Source organism: Geomonas propionica (assembly GCF_016458235.1).
Taxonomy (GTDB): Bacteria; Desulfobacterota; Desulfuromonadia; order Geobacterales; family Geobacteraceae; genus Geomonas; species Geomonas propionica.
Window position 1 is genome coordinate 39,750 of sequence record NZ_JAEMHK010000005.1, and the last position, 15,796, is coordinate 55,545.

Consider the following 15,796-nt stretch of genomic DNA (forward strand, 5'->3'; position numbering starts at 1 on the left):
CAATGCAACGACCTGACATGTCCGTGGTCCTCGCCGGGATCCCGATGCGCAACCCCGTCATGACCGCCTCCGGCACCTTCGGCTACGGTGCGGAATTCGCCGATTACCTCGACCTGGAAAGCATCGGCGCCATGGTGACCAAGGGGCTTTCCCTGAAGCCCAAGGCCGGCAACCCGACCCCGCGCATCGTGGAGACGCAGGGGGGGATGCTCAACGCCATCGGCCTGCAGAACGTCGGCATCGACGCCTTTATCGAGCAGAAGCTCCCCTACCTGAAGAACGTGAACACCCCGGTGATCGCCAACCTCTACGGCAACACCCTGGAGGAGTACGGCGAGGTGGCGAGCCGTCTGGACGGCCTGGCTGGCGTGGCCGGCATCGAGGTCAACATCTCCTGTCCCAACGTGAAGCAGGGGGGGATCGTGTTCGGCACCGATCCGGGCGCCGCCAAGGAGGTGGTTTCCCTGGTGAAGCGGAACACCTCCAAGCCGCTCATCGTGAAGCTTTCCCCCAACGTCACCGACGTGGTGCTCATGGCGAAAGCCTGCGCCGACGCCGGCGCCGATGCGCTTTCGCTCATCAACACCCTCACCGGGATGGCCATCGACCTCGACCGTCGCCGCCCGGTGCTCGCCAACGTCACCGGTGGCCTCTCCGGCCCGGCCATCAAGCCGGTCGCGCTCAGGATGGTCTGGCAGGTGGCAAAAGCGGTCAAGCTGCCGCTGATCGGCATCGGCGGCATCATGAACGGCCGCGACGCCCTGGAGTTCATGCTGGCCGGCGCCACCGCCATCCAGGTGGGCACCGCGAGCTTCCTCGACCCCTCTGCCGCGCAGCGCATCGCGCAGGAGATGGAACAGTACCTGGTCGAGCAGGGGATCGAAAGCGTCCGCTCCCTGATTGGGGCCCTTGAAGCCTGATGGAAGCCTGGGAGCACAGCCTTAACGATTGCATCACCAGCCCGGAGGAGCTTGCCGGGCTTTTTCATGCGCAGGGGGAGAATCTCTCCCACGTGGTGCGGCGCTACCCGATGCGCATCACCCCGTACTACCTCGGCCTGATCCGCGAGCCGGGGGATCCGATCTGGCGCCAGTGCGTCCCGGACCCGGCGGAACTGGATGACCTGACCCAGTCCCCGGATCCGCTCGATGAGGAGCGCCTCTCCCCGGTGCCGGGGCTGATCCACCGTTACCCGGACCGGGTCGTGTTCCTGGTCTCCACCGCCTGCGCCGTCTACTGCCGCTTCTGCATGAGAAAGCGCGGGGTGGGGTGCCAGGGGATGAACGCCGCGCCCTTGGACGAAGCGGTGGCCTACATCGCCTCTCAGCCCCAGATCCGCGACGTGATCCTCTCCGGCGGCGACCCGCTGCTGCTCTCCGACGACCGCCTGGAGCAGATCCTCACTGCCCTGCGCCGCATCCCCCACGTAGAGATCATCCGGATCGGCACCCGCGTGCCGGTGACTTTCCCGGAGCGGGTCACGGCGCGGCTCGCCCGCATGCTGAAACGTCACCAGCCGCTCTACGTCAACACCCACTTCAACCACCCGCGCGAGGTAACCGAGCAGTCGGCCCGTGCCTGCGCGCGCCTCGCCGACGCCGGCATCCAGCTCGGTAACCAGAGCGTGCTCTTGAAGGGGGTGAACGACGACCCGCAGGTGATGCGCGAGTTGATGCAGCGCCTGTTGGCGATCCGGGTGCGTCCTTACTACATCCACCAGATGGACCTGGTCCAGGGGACCGCCCACTTCCGTACCAGGGTCGCCGACGGCATCACGGTCATGGCCGCGCTGCGCGGTCACACCTCCGGCCTCGCCGTGCCGCACTACGTCATCGACCTGCCGGGAGGGAAAGGGAAGGTCGAGGTCGCCTCGGCCCGTTTCAGCGCCGACGGCAGCCGCCTTTGGGTGCGCAATTACCTGGGCGAGGAGATCGAGTACCAGGAGACCTGACGCCCCCGCCTCATACGCCTTTCTCGCCCCGAGCCGGATGCTTCCCGCATCCGGCTTTTTTGTCGCCTTATATTTCCGCTCAGGCTGTGCGGCATTTATGCCGATAATTTAGATACTTTCTTCAGGTGCCGTAGTTTTCCAGGAAAGGAACCTTGCTATGCCCGTACCCGGCATGCTATAAGCGTATACCTGGATCAATATTATTATATATAGGCCAAACTGAATGCAAACTGAGTATTTGAAAACGCTGGTGGTGTTAGGGCAGGTGGGGAGCTTTTCCAAGGCTGCGACCGATCTGACGATCACCCAGTCGGCAGTGTCGCAGCGCATCAAGTACCTGGAGGACCATTACGGTTGCCAGTTGGTGGACCGGTCCGGGAAGCTGTTGCTGTTGACCGAGGCGGGCCGGCTGGTGGTGCAACGGGCCGAGCAGATCCTGCTTTTGGAGGCGCAGCTCGCCAACGACCTGAAACTGAGGGGGGAAAAGACCCGCTTAGCCATTTGCTGTACGCCGACCTTCGGCGTCGGGTTCCTGCCGCAGGTCATGGAGAAGTTCATGTCACGCAAGGCGGACAATGTCGACCTCCGTTTCATGTTCCACTCGCTGGACCGCGCCGTGAAGGAACTCCAGGAAAACGAATTCGATCTGGCGGTGATCGAGCATTGCGAAGTGATGGAGGTCCCCGGCTTCGACGTCGTGGAACTCCCGAGCGACCAGCTGGTTTTCGTCAGCGCCCCGTTCCTGGGGCTCCCCCCGGGAGAGGTCGAACTGGAACGGCTTTTACACAACTGCCTCATCGCTCGCAAACCCGACTGCACCTCGCGGCGGCTCTTGGACCTGAACCTGTCGCGCTGCGGCCGTACCGTCGATGATTTCAAAGCCGTAGTCGTGGTCGATGACCTCCGCCTCGCCTTGGAGACTGTTCTTACCGGCGGCGGGGTCTCCTTTCTTTCCCGCAGCATCGCGGCACGGGAGCTGGACTCCGGGCTGCTGCTGGCACATGTAGTCGCTGGATTTGAGCAGTCGCGGCGGCGCAGCATCGTGGTGAAGAGCGAACGCAGGCAGGATCCCGCGGTGGTGGAATTCCTGGATTGCATCGACGCCGGCTTTCCCATGGGACATTCCTGCTGACCCATCGCCAGCGGTTCTTCGGAAAAATAGTACGGGCTTGATTACCCTGGAAAGCGGCGGTGATCGAGCCCTTTCTTGTTTTTAAGGTATACTTTGGCCTGTTTTGCTCGCAGGCGGTCAGCCAAAGGAGGCCTTATGAGAAGGATGAGCGTGGAAGAAGAGATCCTGAAGGACAAACCGGTGGTGGTGAAAGATGCGACGGAACTGTGCGCCATTTGCGGTTCGCCGCTGCAAAGAGACAAGGAGAGCGGTGAGCTCTTCTGCCCGCTTTGCGACATCGAGGACATTCCCTGACGCGGTGATTGATCCCCTCATGGGGTAAGGCGCTGGTAGCCGGGAGAGCGAAAGGTTCTAGGAGGACGACATGCTGGAAAAACTGGAAGGCGATCAGCTTGAATTCAGGAACCTGCTGGCGGAGTACAAACGCCGGCTTTGGGCCGACCTGCGCGAGGAGGTGTTTGCACAGGGGGGCGAGGATCTGGCGACCCAGTACGACATCCCGCAGGATCCCGGCGAGAAGAGCATGCTGGACGTGTTGTCGGACGCCGGGCTGGCGGTGGCCGACATCAGGTGGCAACAGCTCACCGCCTTGGAGGAAGCGCAGCGGCGCGTGGAACTGGGGACCTACGGCACCTGCGAGGGGTGTGGCGAGCCGATCGGTTTGCCGCGACTGAAGCTGATGCCCTTCACCGCGTACTGCGTGGAATGCCAGATGGAACAGGAGATACCTGCGAAGCCGCCGGGGAACAAGATCTGAAAGGCAGGGACTAGGGACTAGGGGCTGGCGAAAGGCGTTAAGGCTAGGGATTAGGGAACGACATAAAGGCAGGGGCTCGGGAGCAGGGGGAGGGGCTGGTTGTTACTAGCCCCTAGCCCCCAGCCCTAGCCCCTGTTTTTGTTCTTACAGCAGCGCGTCTATGGCAGCGAAGTCCACGTCTCGCTCGGCGTTGGCCATGATCCAGTTCAGCTTCTCCTGGTCTTCGTAGGTGATCTTGGCGACGTCGTCGGAAAGCGCCGTGAAGACCTCGGCCGTGGTTTCTTCCACGCGGATGTAGGGGATGTGCGAGTCGTGCAGGATCTGCTGGCTCACCTCGGATACCGGCACGTGCCCCGATACCACCAAGCCGGCGATCTTTTCCTTGTAGGCCGGGATGTGGTACAGCGAGGAGAGGGTCACGATCAACTCGTCGCGGGAGCTGGTCACGATCATCAGGGTGGAGTCGAGCAACCCGTCGATCACCCGCTGCGAAGAGGCCGCCCCGAGCTGGATGTTGTGGATGATCCTGCTTTTCTCGCTCATGTTCCCCTGCAGGGGCAGGTCGAAAAGCTTGGAGATGTGACTCAAGGTCGGGTTGGCCAGGATCGGCGAGTAGTTGAAGCCGTCGATCACCTTGATCTGCGGCTCGAAGGCGCGCTTCAGGTACTTGCTGGTGACCTCTTTCTTGCTGGGCATCATCTTGTTGACGATGATTCCCCTTACATCCGCCCCTTCGCGCTCGTACAGAGCCAGGTTCAGGTGCACCGCGTCGATCACTTTGCCGATGCCGCTCTCGCTCACGATCATGACCGGCGCGCCGATCAGCTTGGCCACCTTGGCGTTGGAGAGGCCGATGACGGCGCCTACGCCACCATGTCCCGCCCCCTCTATGATGAGAAAGTCATATTTCTGCTCCAACTCCCGCACCGCCTCGAGGATGCAGTCCGCCAGGGAGAGGTCGTCCAACTTGCCGGCCAGGTAATCCTTGGTGAAGTCCCGGTACAGCGCCACCGGCGACATGAGGGCGATATCCTCTTCCAGCCCGAAAGCCTTGGCCATGAGCAGGGCGTCCATGTCCACCATGAAATCGTCGTAGAGCAGCACTTTCGGGCCGAAGGGCTTCACGAACCCCACCCGCTGGTATTTTTTCCTGGCCTGGTGCATGAGCGAAATGCTGATGGTCGTCTTGCCACAGTTTTGTCCGGTCGCCGCAACGAAGATCTTTTTCGCCATGTGCACCCCCCTGTATGGATGGCGTATGTTTACACCATCACGGAGTGTGCCGTCAAGAAAAGTAATACGGGCAGGGGAGGCGCGTCAGGGGAGGAATTTCAGCATGAGCATGGAGATGTCGTCATCGAAGCTGGTATTGCCGGTATAGGCGCGCAGGGCGTCAAGCACGGCGTCGATGATGGCGACGGAAGGCTTGCGGTGCTCACGCGCCAGCACCCCCTTCAGCCGCTGCACGCCGAAGAGCTCGCTGGAGGGGTTCTGGGTCTCAGTGATGCCGTCGGTATAGAGCAGCAGCAGGTCGCCCTTTTCTACCTGCACGGCCGGTTCGTCGAAGGCCACCCTGCGCTGCACCCCCAGGATCAGCCCTTCGGCGTCCAGTTCGAAAAAGCGCTCCTCAGCGGGGCGGTAGAGCAGGGGAGGGGGATGGCCGGCGTTGCTGTAGCGCAGCCTGCCGGAGGTCCGGTGATAGCTCAGGTAGGACATGGTGATGAAGAGTTCGGCGCGGGAGAGGTCGTCGTGCAGGATCTCGTTCAGCGCCGCGACCACCTGGGCGGGGCCATCGAGCGCCGGCATCTGGGCCCGCAGCACGCTGCGGGTCTCCACCATGATCAGGGCCGCCCCCACGCTGTGGCCGGAGACGTCGGCGATCACCAGGTCGAGCCTCTCGCCGTGAAGCAGGATGTCGTAGTAGTCGCCGCCGATATGGCTCGCCGGGACGCAGCGGCCGGCGCAGTCAATCCCGGTCAACAGTGGCGGGGCGGCGGGAAGGAGCGAGAGCTGGATCTGCCGGGCGATCTCCATCTCCTTGTGCATGCTGGTATTCTGCAAAAGCGCCTGTTCCGCCAGCTTGCGCTCGGTGATGTCCTGCTTGATGCAGATGAAGTGCTTGATGAGTCCGTCCTGGTCCATGACCGGCGTGATGGTCTGCTCCTCCGGGTAGAGTTCGCCGTTTTTGCGCCGGTTCACCAGTTCGCCGTGCCAGATCTTGCCCGCCATGATGGTGGACCAGAGGTCCTGGTACAGTTCGGCGTCGTGCCGGTCCGATTTCAAAAAACTCAGGTCGCGCCCCACCGACTCTGCCAGCGTATAGCCGGTCATCCGGGTGAAGGCCTCGTTGACCGACAGCACGATGCCGTTCCTGTCGGTGATCACGATGGCGTTGGCCGCCGCTTCCAGGGCTGCGCTTTGCACCCGCAGCGACTCCTCGGCCCGTTTGCGCTCGGAGATGTCGGAGATCAGGCCGTCATAGGCGATCAGTTCCCCCTGTTCGCTGTAGCGGGGCACCACCGTGTTGATGACCCAGCGCAGCGAACCGTCCTTGTGCCGGATGCGGTGCTCCACCGAGGGGATCTCCTTGCCCGCCCGTAGTTCCTCGGTGAGGCTGGTGACCGCCGGGCGGTCCTCCTCGTGGATCATCTGGTACCAGAGAAAGGGATTTTGTTGATACTCCTCGTCGCTGTAGCCGGTGACCGAGAGGCAGCCCGGGCCGTGCGAGGTGCGGGTCACCGTGCCCTCGTTCAGGGTCACCGTGTAGATGTAGTCGGTTACCGCCGCCACCAGCCTTTTGTAGCGCCGCTCGCTTCTCACCAGCGCCGCTTCCGCCTCGCGCTTCTTGCGCCGCACCTGCGCTTCCTGCATCTCGCGCTCGATGGCCGGGATGAGGCGCGAGGTGTTCCCCTTGATCAGGTAGTCGTTGGCGCCTTCCTTCATGGCGCCGACGGCGGTGTCCTCGCCGATCTTGCCGGAAACGATGATGAAAGGGATGTCCAGGCCGGAGTCGCGCAGGACCTGCAGTGCCTCAAGCCCCGTGAAGCCGGGGAGGACGTAGTCGGAGACCACCAGGTCCCAGTCCTCCTCCTCCAACGCCTTACGCATCGTATCGGCCGTCTCGACCCGTCGGGAAACGGGAGCGTAGTTGCCGCGGCGCAACTCGAAGATGAGGAGCAGGGCGTCGTCCTCGGAGTCTTCCACTATCAGCACGCGGAGCGGTTTACCCATGAAAACACCTTCCATGGCATGCACATGATTAGAAATGCCCAGTCAGGCTGGGCGTTTAGAGTATAGCATACTTCGTTGGTTGGGGAGGGGCGGGGAGCTAATTAGACGGGGCCGGAGCGCCGCTGTCGAGGCTGAACTCCCGGAGCCACTCCTCGAAGATGCGCACCTTGTGCTGGCCGAAGCGTAGCAGGTCGATTCTCACTTGGTCCGTGCTCTTCTCCAGGTCGAGCTCCCCCCCCTTTTTTGAATAGAACAGATCGGCCAGGGCCACGATGCGTTCGCAGTCGGTGACGGGGGACATCTCCCGCAGCGGCAGGCGCAGCTTCTGCTCCACGATGTCCTGCGCGGTGAGGCCGACCCCGATGTGGCGCTCACAGACCAAGGCGTGATGCGGCAACCCCTCCGAGTCCAGCATCTGCCGGCCGATGACCCCGTGGCAGATGTAGGGGGCCTTGCCGAAGCAGTTGAGCTTGGGGGCATAGGTGCGGGCGACGCCGATGTCGTGCAACAGGGCGGCCTCCTCGATGAAACGCATCTCGGTGTCGTTCCTGCCGGCGCATTCGGCGATGGCGAGCGCCTTGTCGGCAACCTTGCGGCTGTGCCGGTAGACGATGTCCAGTCCCTGGCTGTTGTCGTGGAAGTATTTCTCTAGTAGAGCCCTGGGATTCAAAATCTGCCTCCGAATTAGGTTTTTGTCCGCATCAAGGCTATAGATTATGCCGATTCGTCCTTCGATTGCAACCCTGGCGCGCTCCCCTGGCTGTTTCCGCCCAACTCAGCATTCTCGAACCGCATCAAGAAAGAGTTGAATATCGCTACGCGACCGGATATGATGTGAATCCTTTAAATAGATACTTCTATCCATGGCGGTGCGATGACAGCCAAAATGACCACACAACAACACACGCTGCTCGTGGACGACGAGCTGGGCATCCTCACCGAGGTGTCGCTGCTGCTCGCCTCCAGCGACATTCCCGGGGTGGCCACCATCTCCGACAGCCGGCAGGTGCTCACCTATGTACGGGAACACAAGGTAAACGCGTTGATCCTGGACTGGGTGATGCCTAACGTGACCGGCGCCGAGATCCTGCAGAGCCTGACCGTGGAGCATCCCGAGATCCCGGTGATCGTGATGACCGCCATGGGGGATGTCGAGACGGCGGTGACCTGCATGCGCCAGGGGGCCTTCGACTTCCTCACCAAGCCGGTGGACCCGAACCGACTGGTGGCCAGCGTCAAGAAGGCGCTCCAGGTGAGCGAGCTCGGGCAGCAAAACCGCAAGCTCAAGGACTACCTGCTGGCCGACACCCTGGGTAACCCCGACGCCTTCGCCGGCATCATCACAACCTCCAAGAAGATGCGCGGCATCTTCCAGTACATCGAGGCGATCGCAAGCTCTAGGCTCCCGGTCCTGATCACCGGCGAAACAGGTGTGGGGAAGGAGCTCTTGGCGCGCGCGGTGCACGACGTCTCGGGCGTGCCGGGGCCGTTCATCTCGCTCAACGCCGCCGGGCTGGACGACTTCATGTTCTCCGACACGCTCTTTGGCCACAAGAAGGGGGCCTTTACCGGCGCGGACAGCAAGCGCGACGGCCTGATCAGCGCCGCCGCCGGGGGAACCCTGTTCCTGGACGAGATCGGCGACCTGAACCTCGCCTCACAGATCAAGCTGTTGCGGCTTTTGCAGGAGCGCGAGTACTACCGGCTCGGCTCGGACCTGCTTTTGAAGAGCGACGCCCGCATCGTGGCCGCCTCCAACATGGATTTTGCCGCCCTGCGTGCCGCCGGTTCCTTCAGAAACGACCTCTACTTCCGCCTGTGCGCCCACGAGTTTCGGGTGCCGCCGTTGCGGGAGCGGCTCGAGGATCTGGAGGCGCTGGTGGATTACTTCGTGGACCAGATCGCGGCGCAGCAGGGGAAACCGGCGCCCAGGGTGCCGCACACCGTGATCGCGGCGCTGCAGCAGTGCACCTTTCCGGGCAACGTGCGCGAGCTTTACAACATGGTGCACCACGCGGTTACCTGCAACGAGGGGGCACCCCTGTCGGTCGCGGACTTCCCGGGGGTGGCCGCGGTGCCGGTGCGGGCGCCGCAGCCCGTTGAGTGCGGCGGCAACCCGTTGTTTTCACTTTTTGGCAAGTTTCCGACGGTGGTGCAGGTGGAGGAGTACCTGATTGCCGAGGCGATGAAGCTCACCAGCGGCAACCAGACCCAGGCGGCGGAGCTGTTGGGGTTGACCAGGCCGACCCTGAACAAGCGGTTGAAGCAGGAGCGTCAGTAGGAAGGTACGGCTGCCTGGGCGGGTGCGGTCTGGGCTGCGACCTTTTTCCTTGGGGCAAGATAGGTGAGGTTCTGCAGCACTGTCTGTTCCAGGGTGGCGTCGTAGAATTTGCGTCTGCAGTCCACCTCGGACAACGGCTTCCCCTGCAGCTTGGTCACCAGGCGGCAGCCGCCGAAGCACAAGGGGAGGTAGCTGCACTCCAGGCAGGCATCGATCTGCCAGTTCCCGATCCCGTTGGACACGCGAAAGTCCCGTAATCCCTCAGTCAGACTCCCCACGCTCAGCTCTTCCCACCCCATGAACGCCGGGCACTTGTAGAACTTCCCGGTGCAGTCGATCACCAAGGTGCTGTCCAGTTCCACGACGCAGGCCGACGGTTTGAGGGTGGGGGCACGGTACCCGCGGGCCAGGGTCGCCTCGCGTAGAAATGGGACCGCTTCCAGAAGCCACGGTTCCTCCGACATGGCGCAGCCGGAGTTGAAGTCCGAGCACCCCCCAGTGGAGACGACGGGGGTGAACATCATCACGGCGAGCTTGTCGGGGGTGATGCCGTAAAGGGGAAGCTGGTCGAGCAGTCGCGGGAACTCACGGTAGTTTTCCCGCTTGAAGTTTGCCCCCAGCTGAATGGAGATCAGGTTGCAGACCTGTGCGAGGTTTCTCGCTACCACATCGAAGCTGCCGGCGCCGGAGGCATACGGACGTTGCACGTCGTGAATCTCCTGGGGGCCATCCAAGGTGAACTTCGCGCCCTGCAGGCCCAGGGGGATCAGCTGCAGCGCCGTGTTCCGGTCCAGGAGGGTGCCGTTAGTCACCAGGGTGAAGGCGTAGCGCACGCCGTGGCTTTGGGCAGCGGCGTGTAGTCGCTGCGAGATGCGCAGGATCAGGTCCAGCGACAGCAGCGGCTCCCCGCCGTAGAAGGAAACAGTCACGTCCCATCCCTGCGCCATCCGCTTCTGCACCAGCGTCTCCACCAGCAGGTCGGCGGTGGCTTCCGACATGTAGTGCCCGCAGCGGAACTCACCTTCGAAGCAGTAGCCGCAGTCGAGGTTGCAGTCGAGGTTCAGCACCACCGAGACCTTGAAATCGCGCGTCTCTGCGTTGGCGCGCGCGATGAGGCCGCGCATCTGTTCTTTCTCGGCGTCGGGGTCCTCTACCAGCATGCCCAGTCGCGCCAGTGCCTCGCACCCCTCGGCGGGAACGTCGCCGGCTTGCAGGGCCGCCAGCGTCTCGGCGGAGATGGCGGCGACCGAGCCGCGCATGGTTGAGTAGAGGAGAACATGACCGGGACGGTCGGGGGAGGGGAAGGTCTTGAGATAGCGCGAAAGTTTCATGGTGATTCACACCTATGTATCAACTCGGTTTTTACCCGTAACAAAAGCTGTCTGAAAAGGATCGCCCAGGGTCTCGCCTCCCCCGCGTGAGGAAGGCGAGACATGGGGGCATATCATAAACCGTTGGCCCAGATGTACATGTAGAAGCAGCAACCCAACCCGTTCATAACAGACATGTCAGACATTGTGTTGCCTTCGTCGAGAATCTCCACTGCGAGGTTTTCTGTAGCCATAGCGACTTCCTCCTTTGAGTGTGTTAAAAATCTTGGACTTATTTAACCTGCTGTGATAAATTAACACAACTCTAATTGGACTGCAATAATAAATTTGGTTTTTTTTATTAGGAGGGGGTGTGAGGGAAAGGTCTGCAGTTTTGTCAGTGTATGCCGCAGTCAAGCCGATGCTGCTGACTGTTGCGCTCTGTCTGCTGACAGTGGCGCCGGCCATATGCGACGACGACGTGAGTACCGTCGAGCTTTTCAACGGTTCCGGTGCGGAGTTGGTGTCGGCAAGCAGGTCTCCGCGTCCAGCCTCGCAAACAGCGGAAAACATTACGGTGGTCACGGCTGATGAGATCGCAGCCTTGAACGCGCACAACTTGCCCGACATCCTTTACGCCATCACCGGCATCCAACTTGAGATAATCGGCACCCCAGGCGCCAACACCAACATCGAGATACAGGGCTCCGACTTCGACCACGTGCTGGTCTTGATCGACAACGTCCCCATCAACAGCCTCTCCGACAACTTCCCCGACCTCGCTGCCATTCCGGCCCAGATCATCGACCGCATCGAGATCGTCAAGGGGGCGGCTTCCAGTTCCTGGGGGAGCGCCCTGGGGGGCGTCATCAACGTGATCACCAAGATGCCGCAGCAGGACAGCGCCATTGGCGGCACCGTCTCGGGCTCCTATGGTACTCGGGAAACACTTGACGGACGTGTAGAGGCCACCGGTACCGTGGATCGGCTTGGCTACTACCTCACGGCAGGGCAGTTGCGCTCGGACGGCCTGCGCCCCAACAACCAGTCCAACCTCAAGAGCCTGTACGGCAAACTCCATTACGAACTTCCGGTACGCGGTGGGATCACCCTCTCCACCCTCTACACCACGAAAAAAACCGGTATTATCGATCTTCCCGTGCTTCACGTGAACGACCAAAAGCGTGAGTTGGTCTCGTCGCTTGCCCTGCAGTTGCCGGTTGATACACGCCTTACCCTTGACGCTGCGCTGAGGACCCGGCAGAGCGACATGGAGATGTTCGTGGTCAGCACGCCCGGTGGCGCCCTTCTGCAGAGCGGCCTTGAGGAAGACAACAGCACCGGCGGCAGTATGAAACTTTCCTGGCAAGGAGAGTGGCAGCTGATCGTAGCCGGGGTGGATTACGACCACGTCAGGGTGCGCATGCTGGGCGGATTGTTGCCTGGGGAGGCTGCCAGGGGCGCAGACCGGATCGGCGTCTATCTCAACGACACCTTGACTATCGGCGACTTCGCCGTCACCCCCAGTGCACGTTTCGACTGGACAGGCTTCGGCGGCAACCGCTTCAGCCCAAGCTTCGGCATCACCTATGCCTTGAGCGAAAACAGCCTGCTGCGCGGCTATACCGCCCGTGGGTACAGCCTCACCTCGCTGAACCGCGCCGATTCCACCGAAAAGGTGTGGACTTCGCAGTTCGGCATCGAGTCCGGAGAAGTACCCTACCTCTGGCTCAAGGCCACCCTTTTTAGAAACGACACCTGGGACGTTCTGAGCAACGAACAGAGGAATACCGTCCAGAAACGGCAGCTGAAGCTGGGGGGGGAGTTCGAGCTGCGCACCGTTCCGGTCTTTCACACCTCTCTCGGCGTCGGCTACACCTACATCCACGCCACGGAGGGGGCCAACGGGCCACAGGTCAGTTCGATACCAATGCAGACTCTAAAGCTTGGCTTGCGCTACCGGGACCCCTCACAGCTGCAGGCGCAAGTCACCGGGTACTACATCGATTGGGATGCGCCCACCGGCAAGAGTAGAGGAATGCTCTGGGACCTGCACCTCAGCAAGGCTTTCGAGTACAGCGACTTCGGGTCCATCGAAATCTTCGGCTCGCTTAGAAACATCTTTAACGGTCAACAGTATCTTTCTGATTTCTACAAGAACACGGGGCGCTGGGCGGAAGCGGGGGTAAGATGTCACTTCTGAGACTCCTGCTCCTGGTGCTGTTCACCCTGGCACCAACGCTTGCCTTGGCCTACGATGTACTGCTGCTCCAGTCCATGCACGACAAGGGGTACGACGAGGCGGTGCGCGGCTTCAAGCGCGACTACCGCGGCTCGGTGCGTCGCATCGTGCTCACCGATTACGCCGAACTCGACCTGACCCGCATCACCCGCGAGGAACACCCGAAGCTGATCATCGCTGTCGGCGACCGCGCCTTGGAACTGGCGCAAAAGCAGCACGCGGCACCGGTGCTCTACATGATGGCCCTGAACGCGAAGCCGCGCCGGTCGGCGGTGGGGGTCAGTATGCTGCTCGACCCCGCAAAGTACCTGTCGGTGCTGGAGGAGTTGGGGTGCGACCGGGTCGGGGTGCTCTACGATCCGGCACGAAGCGGCGCCTACGTGAAGCGCGCCCTGGCCCTGGCTGCGCGCACCCGTGTCAGGCTGGTGCTGCGCGAGGTGCACGCGGCCAAGGAGACGCCGGCCATGCTCGCCTCTTTGAAGGGCAAGGTGGACGCGCTCTGGATGCTGCCCGACGCGACCGCTGTTTCCCCGGTTTCTACCGAAGCCTACTTCCTATTTTCCCAGGCTGAACGGGTCCCCGTGATCACCTTCGCCGAGGTCTACCTCTCCATGGGAGGAGCGGTGGCGCTCACCATCGATCGCAACGACATCGGCAGGCAGCTGGCCGAGCTGGCGCAGAACGTGCTGGATGGGAACCAGCCGGAAGATGGTGGTGACCCGCCTCGAAGGATGGTCATGAGGACCAACGAGGGGGTGGTGCGCCAGTTGAGACTGAATCCCCTGGTGGGGCGCTGATATGAGAAGGAAGAAACTCCGCCTCCCTCCCTACGCCAAGAGCTTCCAGTTCCGGCTCTACCTGATCTTCACCGGCACCATTGCGCTTTTGACCGCCGCCTTCGTCACCTTCTATGTCCTCACTGAACTGAACGCCTACCGTTCCAACATGGAGCGGGAAGGAAGGCTTCTGGCCACCGTCCTGGCCCAGAACGCGCGCCTGCCGCTCTTCGCGGAAAACCGGGAGGCGCTCGGCATCCTGGCCGAGGGGACCGCGCGCTACCCATCGGTGCTTTCGGTCTCCATCGTGGACCGGGAGAGGAGGCTTCTCGCCCAGCAGGTAAAAACCAAGACGGTGGACGCCGACGTGATCGACATGCAGGTTCCCATCAGCTCCCCCAGCGGCGTGCTCTCCCCTGAGTCGGCGCTCCTAGGGCAGTCCCAGGGGAACGAGCAGCGGGTCATCGGGGAGGTGCACCTGAAGCTTGATACCACCGGGGCGCGGGAGCGCCTGGTCACCCTGGTGGCGGCTTCGCTGGGCATCGGCACCCTCTTCTGGATCCTGGTCTCCCTGCTGTGCTACCAGATCCTCAAGCGCGTCACCAGTTCCTTCAACCTGCTCCTGGGCGGCATCGAGAAGATCGGCAACGGCACCCTTTCCGCCCGGGTGGGCCTGGACGGCGACGACGAGCTGGGGCGGGCCGCCAACGCCATCAACGCCATGGCCGCCTCGCTGGAGCTGCGCGAGCTGGAAAACCAGGCGCTCCAGGACGAACTGCTGCGTGCCATGCGGCTCGAGGTGCAGGAGGAGAAGAAGCTGGTCATGGCGCGGCTGATCCAGACCAACAAGATGACCTCGCTTGGCCTGCTCTTGTCCTCCATGGCGCACGAGATCAACAATCCCAACGCCTCGATCCGTTTCTCCGGACACATGATCGGCAAGATGCTCGGCGACGCGCTGCCCCTTCTCGACGGGGTATGGCAGGAAGAGGGGGAGTTCTACCTTGGGGGGGTGCCGTACCAGAGAGCGCGGCAGGTGCTCACCGAGAACGCCGGCAAGATCGTCGAGAACTCCGAGCGCATCGCCCAGGTGGTGCAGGGGCTGCGGGATTACGGGGTGGGGGGAGGGGGACAACTGCGCCAAAGGCTGGAGATCAACAGCGCGGTCTCGGCGGCCCTGTCGGTGCTCGCCTGTCAGATGAAACGGGATGTGCAACTGCATACGTCGCTGGCAATCTCGATCCCCGCCATCGCCGGCAGCCAGCAGCAGATCGAGCAGGTGCTCATCAACCTGATCCTCAACGCCATGCAGTCCTGCGCCGGACGCAACGGCGAGGTTCATCTCGGCACCCGCCATGACGCCGCCAGGGGCGAGGTGGTGGTCGAGGTGCGCGACAACGGGGTCGGCATCGCCCCCGAGACCATGGAGCGGCTGTTCGAACCCTTCTATTCAACCAAGTTGGACTTGGGGGGGAGCGGGCTGGGGCTGTACATCTCCCAGTTCATCGTGTCCGAGCACGGCGGCCGGCTGCAGCTCCACTCCGCGCTCGGCAAGGGGACGGTGGCGACGGTGGTACTGCCGGTCGCCCCGGTCTCAGTGGTGGGCGTGCTCGCCACCCAGCACGGTCAGCATTCCGCCGATCCGCTCCATCAGGTCCGTTAGCGCATCACCCTGGGACCCCTCGCCGCAGATCCTGCGCATCTGGTTCAATAACCCCTCGAAGACATCTTCGCCGCACGTTCCCGTGACCATGTCGGTGGTGAGCCGGTCATTCAAAAGCAGCCGCTTCATCTGGATCAGCTGTATCTCGACGCGCAGCTTCTTGATGGTGGGCAGGTCGCTTTGCTTGAGCAGTTGTAGGCATTGATTGATGATGCTGTACTGGTGGTCCATGGTTTTCTCCCCATTGCAGTGACTTGAAACACCTCACGGTAATCCAATATCCATGCCAAGATTGCCAGGGTAAAACTCACGTAGATCAGTACTTTGCGAAGCGATGATTAGGTGCCACCGCGGCCGACGGGTGTGCGTTTTTTTACAGTTGCACTGACCCGTCACATAAAAAAGCCGGTAACACGAGGGGTTACCTGGGCGCTGTAAAAAAAGGAACTGTTC

The 15,796-nt window shown here is 62.1% G+C and carries 14 protein-coding genes; 9 read left to right on the forward strand and 5 right to left on the reverse strand.

Annotation, left to right across the window (positions count from 1 at the left end; all coding sequences use genetic code 11):
- Positions 1-2: 2 nt before the first annotated feature.
- The 5 genes from JFN90_RS08120 (at position 3) to JFN90_RS08140 (ending at position 3,840) form a co-directional block, all read left to right on the forward strand.
- A complete protein-coding gene (locus tag JFN90_RS08120; protein WP_199394617.1) occupies positions 3-920 on the forward strand; it encodes a dihydroorotate dehydrogenase in 918 nt (305 codons plus the stop codon).
- The gene (locus JFN90_RS08125; RefSeq protein WP_199394618.1) at positions 920-1,951 is read left to right on the forward strand and encodes a KamA family radical SAM protein; all 1,032 of its coding nucleotides are present in this window, start codon (positions 920-922) and stop codon (positions 1,949-1,951) included. Before JFN90_RS08120 ends, JFN90_RS08125 begins: the two co-directional genes overlap by 1 nt.
- 223 nt (positions 1,952-2,174) lie before the next feature.
- Positions 2,175-3,083 (forward strand): LysR family transcriptional regulator, encoded by a 909-nt coding sequence (locus JFN90_RS08130; RefSeq protein ID WP_199394619.1) that lies wholly within the window; start codon positions 2,175-2,177, stop codon positions 3,081-3,083.
- 135 nt (positions 3,084-3,218) lie between these two features.
- The gene (locus JFN90_RS08135; RefSeq protein ID WP_199394620.1) at positions 3,219-3,377 is read left to right on the forward strand and encodes an Sjogren's syndrome/scleroderma autoantigen 1 family protein; all 159 of its coding nucleotides are present in this window, start codon (positions 3,219-3,221) and stop codon (positions 3,375-3,377) included.
- Positions 3,378-3,447: 70 nt separating this feature from the next.
- Positions 3,448-3,840 carry a TraR/DksA family transcriptional regulator gene (locus JFN90_RS08140; protein WP_199394621.1) on the forward strand — a complete coding sequence of 131 codons (393 nt, stop codon included), beginning with the start codon at positions 3,448-3,450 and terminating at the stop codon, positions 3,838-3,840.
- Positions 3,841-3,984: 144 nt separating this feature from the next.
- Here the strand turns inward: JFN90_RS08140 and JFN90_RS08145 are convergent, their stop codons facing one another.
- From JFN90_RS08145 to JFN90_RS08155, 3 genes are all read right to left on the reverse strand, one after another.
- A complete protein-coding gene (locus JFN90_RS08145; RefSeq protein ID WP_199394622.1) occupies positions 3,985-5,073 on the reverse strand; it encodes a dethiobiotin synthase in 1,089 nt (362 codons plus the stop codon).
- Positions 5,074-5,157: 84 nt separating this feature from the next.
- Positions 5,158-7,071, reverse strand: coding sequence for a SpoIIE family protein phosphatase (locus tag JFN90_RS08150; protein WP_199394623.1), 1,914 nt, complete (start codon positions 7,069-7,071; stop codon positions 5,158-5,160).
- 97 nt (positions 7,072-7,168) lie between these two features.
- Positions 7,169-7,741 (reverse strand): HD domain-containing protein, encoded by a 573-nt coding sequence (locus tag JFN90_RS08155; RefSeq protein ID WP_199394624.1) that lies wholly within the window; start codon positions 7,739-7,741, stop codon positions 7,169-7,171.
- A gap of 216 nt (positions 7,742-7,957) precedes the next feature.
- On the opposite strand from JFN90_RS08155, the gene JFN90_RS08160 reads away from it, so the two are divergent.
- Positions 7,958-9,352: a sigma-54-dependent transcriptional regulator gene (locus JFN90_RS08160; protein ID WP_199394625.1), complete on the forward strand. Its 1,395-nt coding sequence runs from the start codon at positions 7,958-7,960 to the stop codon at positions 9,350-9,352.
- On the opposite strand, the gene gptM is transcribed toward JFN90_RS08160, so the two are convergent.
- Positions 9,346-10,683, reverse strand: a complete 1,338-nt coding sequence (gene gptM / locus JFN90_RS08165) for a geopeptide radical SAM maturase (RefSeq protein WP_199394626.1) — start codon at positions 10,681-10,683, stop codon at positions 9,346-9,348. The genes JFN90_RS08160 and gptM overlap by 7 nt on opposite strands.
- Positions 10,684-11,083: 400 nt before the next feature.
- On the opposite strand from gptM, the gene JFN90_RS08170 reads away from it, so the two are divergent.
- The 3 genes from JFN90_RS08170 to JFN90_RS08180 are packed head-to-tail and all read left to right on the forward strand — an operon-like array spanning position 11,084 to position 15,343.
- A complete protein-coding gene (locus tag JFN90_RS08170; RefSeq protein ID WP_199394627.1) occupies positions 11,084-12,865 on the forward strand; it encodes a TonB-dependent receptor plug domain-containing protein in 1,782 nt (593 codons plus the stop codon).
- A complete protein-coding gene (locus tag JFN90_RS08175; RefSeq protein ID WP_199394628.1) occupies positions 12,853-13,701 on the forward strand; it encodes an ABC transporter substrate-binding protein in 849 nt (282 codons plus the stop codon). The genes JFN90_RS08170 and JFN90_RS08175 overlap by 13 nt, the downstream gene beginning before the upstream one ends.
- Before the next feature lies 1 nt (position 13,702).
- Positions 13,703-15,343 (forward strand): sensor histidine kinase, encoded by a 1,641-nt coding sequence (locus JFN90_RS08180; protein WP_199394629.1) that lies wholly within the window; start codon positions 13,703-13,705, stop codon positions 15,341-15,343.
- Here JFN90_RS08180 and JFN90_RS08185 read toward each other — a convergent pair.
- Positions 15,275-15,574 (reverse strand): hypothetical protein, encoded by a 300-nt coding sequence (locus JFN90_RS08185; protein WP_199394630.1) that lies wholly within the window; start codon positions 15,572-15,574, stop codon positions 15,275-15,277. The genes JFN90_RS08180 and JFN90_RS08185 overlap by 69 nt on opposite strands.
- Between the last annotated feature and the right edge of the window lie 222 nt (positions 15,575-15,796).

What these genes read in the sequence shown, in the direction of transcription:
- JFN90_RS08120 (WP_199394617.1), top strand. Translation starts at nt 3, where the DNA reads ATGCAACGACCTGACATGTCCGTGGTCCTCGCCGGGATCCCGATGCGC.
- JFN90_RS08125 (WP_199394618.1), top strand. Translation starts at nt 920, where the DNA reads ATGGAAGCCTGGGAGCACAGCCTTAACGATTGCATCACCAGCCCGGAG.
- JFN90_RS08130 (WP_199394619.1), top strand. Translation starts at nt 2,175, where the DNA reads ATGCAAACTGAGTATTTGAAAACGCTGGTGGTGTTAGGGCAGGTGGGG.
- JFN90_RS08135 (WP_199394620.1), top strand. Translation starts at nt 3,219, where the DNA reads ATGAGAAGGATGAGCGTGGAAGAAGAGATCCTGAAGGACAAACCGGTG.
- JFN90_RS08140 (WP_199394621.1), top strand. Translation starts at nt 3,448, where the DNA reads ATGCTGGAAAAACTGGAAGGCGATCAGCTTGAATTCAGGAACCTGCTG.
- JFN90_RS08145 (WP_199394622.1), bottom strand. Translation starts at nt 5,073, where the DNA reads ATGGCGAAAAAGATCTTCGTTGCGGCGACCGGACAAAACTGTGGCAAG.
- JFN90_RS08150 (WP_199394623.1), bottom strand. Translation starts at nt 7,071, where the DNA reads ATGGGTAAACCGCTCCGCGTGCTGATAGTGGAAGACTCCGAGGACGAC.
- JFN90_RS08160 (WP_199394625.1), top strand. Translation starts at nt 7,958, where the DNA reads ATGACCACACAACAACACACGCTGCTCGTGGACGACGAGCTGGGCATC.
- gptM (WP_199394626.1), bottom strand. Translation starts at nt 10,683, where the DNA reads ATGAAACTTTCGCGCTATCTCAAGACCTTCCCCTCCCCCGACCGTCCC.
- JFN90_RS08170 (WP_199394627.1), top strand. Translation starts at nt 11,084, where the DNA reads ATGCTGCTGACTGTTGCGCTCTGTCTGCTGACAGTGGCGCCGGCCATA.
- JFN90_RS08175 (WP_199394628.1), top strand. Translation starts at nt 12,853, where the DNA reads ATGTCACTTCTGAGACTCCTGCTCCTGGTGCTGTTCACCCTGGCACCA.
- JFN90_RS08180 (WP_199394629.1), top strand. Translation starts at nt 13,703, where the DNA reads ATGAGAAGGAAGAAACTCCGCCTCCCTCCCTACGCCAAGAGCTTCCAG.
- JFN90_RS08185 (WP_199394630.1), bottom strand. Translation starts at nt 15,574, where the DNA reads ATGGACCACCAGTACAGCATCATCAATCAATGCCTACAACTGCTCAAG.